Annotated in this window: 2 protein-coding genes; one reads left to right on the top strand and one right to left on the bottom strand. The window is 61.7% G+C overall.

All coding sequences use genetic code 11. The annotated features are described in order from the left end of the window. Positions 1-188 precede the first annotated feature (188 nt). The gene (locus tag B8W67_RS19885; RefSeq protein WP_069393673.1) at positions 189-1502 is read right to left on the bottom strand and encodes a cytochrome P450; all 1314 of its coding nucleotides are present in this window, start codon (positions 1500-1502) and stop codon (positions 189-191) included. A gap of 760 nt (positions 1503-2262) precedes the next feature. Here B8W67_RS19885 and B8W67_RS19880 point away from each other — a divergent pair. Next, positions 2263-3780 (top strand): aldehyde dehydrogenase family protein, encoded by a 1518-nt coding sequence (locus tag B8W67_RS19880; protein WP_069393674.1) that lies wholly within the window; start codon positions 2263-2265, stop codon positions 3778-3780. Positions 3781-4062: the final 282 nt, after the last annotated feature.

The raw sequence follows: 4062 nt of genomic DNA, 5'->3' as shown, positions 1-4062 counted from the left end.
GGCCCACGATCAGTTCATTTCACCGTTCGCGGCGTGTCGCCCGGACTCCCCATCTCCCAGGTTCGTGGTGAAGAGCCTGATTTCCAGCGGCGCCGGACGCTCGAACCTGCGATCTTGGCGACGCTTCAACGCTCCTTCCCGGTCGTCTGCCACGCGCGAGGTGGCAGACGACCAGGAAGGTTCTCAGATTATGAAGGGGTGAAGGTCAACCGCGCCGGCAGTTTCCGGATGCCGCCGACAAAATTCGTCTGCGCCACTTTGACCGGGCCTGTCACTTCGATGCTCTTCAGCCGCGGTAGCAACTCCTCGAGCAGCATCGTCATCTCGATCTTGGCTACGTACATGCCAAGGCATTTGTGCGGACCGTGTCCAAACGCGATGTGCCGGTTCGGCCGTCGGTCGATAATGAATTCCTCTGGCCGATCGAAAACGTCCTCGTCTCGGCTGCCGGATTGGAATAGCACCATCAGGCGGTCACCGGCCTTGATCTGCTGGCCCCGCAAGGTGTAATCGGTCAACGCCTGGCGGGTGAAGTGCTTCACCGCGGCCGCCCACCGCACCCCTTCGTTGACCAGATCGGGCACGAGTGAGAGATCGGATTGCACTCGCGCCAGCAGCTCGGGTTGCTTCGACAATTCCAGCAGGATTGTCGAGACCGTGGTCGACGTGGTGTCGTGCCCGGCGGTCGCGATCGCGATGAACCAGCCATAGCTGTAACTCTTCGGATAGTACTCGCCATCAGGGGTTCTGGCGGTCGCGATTGCGGTAGCTAGATCGTCGCGCGGATTGGCGCGCCGGTCCTCGACCAGCGTGTCGAAATAAGCGTTGAAATCCGCGACGGTGGCGGTCCACTGTTGAGCGGCGGCCTCGGGGGAGAGTGGTTCGACGTCGTCGCGTTGGGTGTCAGGGTCGGTGGTGCCGAAGAAATCCTGTGTCAACGCCATCATCCGGGGTTCGTCTTCGGCGGGCACGCCGAACAGCATCATCATCACATGAAGTGGGTAGGCCAACGCGAAGTCGCGGACGATGTCGATCTCTCGGTCGCCGCCGGCGACGAGTTGGCGCACGGTTTCCTGGGCGTGTTCGCGGATCTGGGCTTCCCAGCGCTTCAGGTTGGCCGGACGGAACCACCCGATGCCGATGCTTTTGACTTCAGTGTGCTGGGGCGGATCGAGGTAGGGCAACGCGTCCATGACCTGCAGGTGGCCGCCGAGTAGTTGCTTGGTGAATGCGTCGCCGGCTTGGGTCTGAAGGACACAATGGTTTGTGCCGCCGGCCACAAACTTATCGGGTTGGCCCTCGACCTCCATGATGTCGGCGTGCTTGCTGATCAGCCAAAGTGGATCGTAGCCCTCGACGACTACTTGGGCGACTGGCGCGTTGTTTCGCAGCCACCGATATGCGGCGAACAACGCGTCTTCGTCGAGGTGCCCTTCGGGCAGCACGATCTGGTTCGCGATGTGGTCGGGAACGTGAACTGAATCGGTGACCTGAGTCGTCACGGTTACCTCTTTCTAATCAATTCCGCAGTCCGGACACGGTTGCGTCTGGACCGATTGGCGTGGCCATTAGGAATGCTTCGATTCTCCCCGGGAGCAGCAGTAATCCGCGTCACCAGAAGGTGGTTTCCTCACTACCCAGTTCGGGGTATTCGGCGATGAGCGAAGAGTCGTCGCAAGACCGAACGATCGGGTGAGCTGGTTTATCCGCGTAGTGAATGACTCCCATCGATTCGCGCTTCCGGACTCGTATCGTCGGCCCCCTGGGGACGTCACGTCGGGCTGCTTTCGGAATCGCAATCGCCAACGCGCAGATCGGGTCGCGCCGACACCGGGTCGTAGTGGTTCTCGGCCGGAACTCGCCTGGCAGGTGCGGCATGTGTGGTGGCCGGAAAACCCACGTCGAGTCAACTATTTTGGCCGACCAGAGGCCGCAGGAGCAGCGGGCGTCACTGCTCGGCCTGGCCTCCTTGCGGTGCTTTCAGGATTGAGCCGATGGGGCTCTGGGAGCCGGCCAGGGCCCGTTCCGGCGAAGCGTAGTGGGTGTGCTCTACCTCTTGCGAGATACGAACACATCACTTATGGACGCTGACCGGCTGATCACTCCGTGGTTGCATGGCAGGGGAATCGAGCGGGTGGTTTCGGGCGGAAGAAGCCACCGAGGTAGGCCACGAACCGTTGCGCGGCTGCCGGGTCACAGCGGCACCGGTGCAATCCGTCAGGAGTGCTCTGCAAGCCTTCGTCGATAACCAAGGGAGCCGACATGACTACGGTGGAAATCGAGCACCATTTGATGCGGATCGGCGGGCGAGGCGTCGACACCGATCAACGGATGCCGATCGTCGACCCCAATGACGGGTCTGTGGTCGCGACGGTTCCACGCGGTGGGGCTGAACATGTCGACGCTGCGGTCGCCGCAGCCAAGTCGACGTTCGAGAGTGGCGTGTGGTCAGCTATGACGCCGCAAGAGCGTGCTTCGGTCATGCGACGAATCGGCGCAGCAGCACACGCGGCCGCTGACAAGTTGGTAGAGCTCGAGTTAGTCGCCAATGGCGCAACTGTGCGCCAAGCTACCGGCTTCCATATCGGTTATGCACTGCACCATTTCAACTATTTCGCGGAGCTCGCCGAAACCTACAGCTGGCAGCGAACCGCTCCGTCGTCGACGTCTCCGGCGCCGAGCGAAAGCGTGGTGCACCGCGAACCCATCGGTGTCGTCGGTGCGATCGCCCCGTTCAACTTCCCGCTGCTACTGACGTTGTGGAAGGTGGGGCCGGCGTTGGCTGCGGGCAACAGTGTGGTCGTCAAACCTGACGAGCGCACGCCCCTGTCGATGCTGGAGTTTGCGCGAATCGCCGAAGACAACGGCCTGCCACCCGGTGTACTCAACATTGTGACCGGTTCCGGTTCGGTGGCCGGCGCGCGCCTTGCTGCTCACCCCGACGTCGGAAAAATTGCTTTCACCGGGTCCACTCAGGTGGGGCGGGAGATCATGCGCCTGGCGTCCGACACGGTCAAGCAGGTAACTCTGGAGCTTGGGGGCAAGGGTCCGTCCATCGTCTTGGACGACGCCGATCTGAACATGGCTGCCGACGGGGTGCTCTTCGGCTGCTTCCTCTATTCCGGCCAGGTCTGCGTGTCCGGCACTCGTGCACTGATCCCCGCGCGGCTTCACGACGAGTTTGTTCGCCGCCTCGTCGAGCGCGCCAAAACGATCGTCGTGGGTAGCACTCGCGACTGGGATACCGACATGGGGCCGGTGATCGACGCCAAGCAGCAGGACCGAATCTTGGACTACATCCGTGGCGCCGAAGCCGGGGGAGCGACCGTTGAACTTGGCGGCCACCGCCCTGAGGGAGAACAGTTTGAGCGCGGATTCTGGGTGGCCCCCACCATTCTCTCCAACGTGCGGAACGATATGCCCATCGCTCGCGAAGAGGTGTTCGGCCCGGTTCTGGTCGTCATGAGCTACGACAGCGACGAGGAGGCTATCGCGATCGCCAACGATAGCGACTATGGCCTGTCGGCCAGCATCTGGTCCAACGACAACGAGCGGGCTCTCAGCACTGCGGCCCGTATCCAAAGCGGCAATGTGTGGATCAACAACGCACATCAAATCAATTGCCAAGTACCATTTGGCGGTTACAAGCAGAGTGGGCTGGGGCGCGAGCTCGGCCCGAACGCATTGGACAGCTACACCCAGGTCAAGACGGTGCAACTGGACTTGAACAACGATCCTGACGCCAAACCATTCGGGATCCTGCTCAGCCACAGCGACTGACCAAATTCCTCGTCATCGATTGCCGGACACTCAAACTCAAACGCGACCAAGACGAGTCTCTGAAAATTGGGCACTCCGACGGCGTACAGCGCGCGCAGCCCGTCGGCGAGGCTTGCGAACTCGACACCGGCCTGGAGCTTCGCGCAATCGGCTACTTCGGCCGTCCGATCGACGGCCTGCCGTTCGATCCCCGGTTTGGCATCGTTGAGGTGGGCCCCCTGTAGTGGTCCAGTCGTTGTGGGACTCTGTTGCCCGAGTGTTCGGGCAGGAAGAATCAATCAA

The sequence above is a fragment of the Mycolicibacillus koreensis genome, assembly GCF_002104795.1.
GTDB lineage: Bacteria > Actinomycetota > Actinomycetes > Mycobacteriales > Mycobacteriaceae > Mycobacterium > Mycobacterium koreense.
The sequence above is the reverse complement of the archived record's forward strand: the minus strand, read 5'-3'. Positions and strand labels throughout refer to the sequence as shown.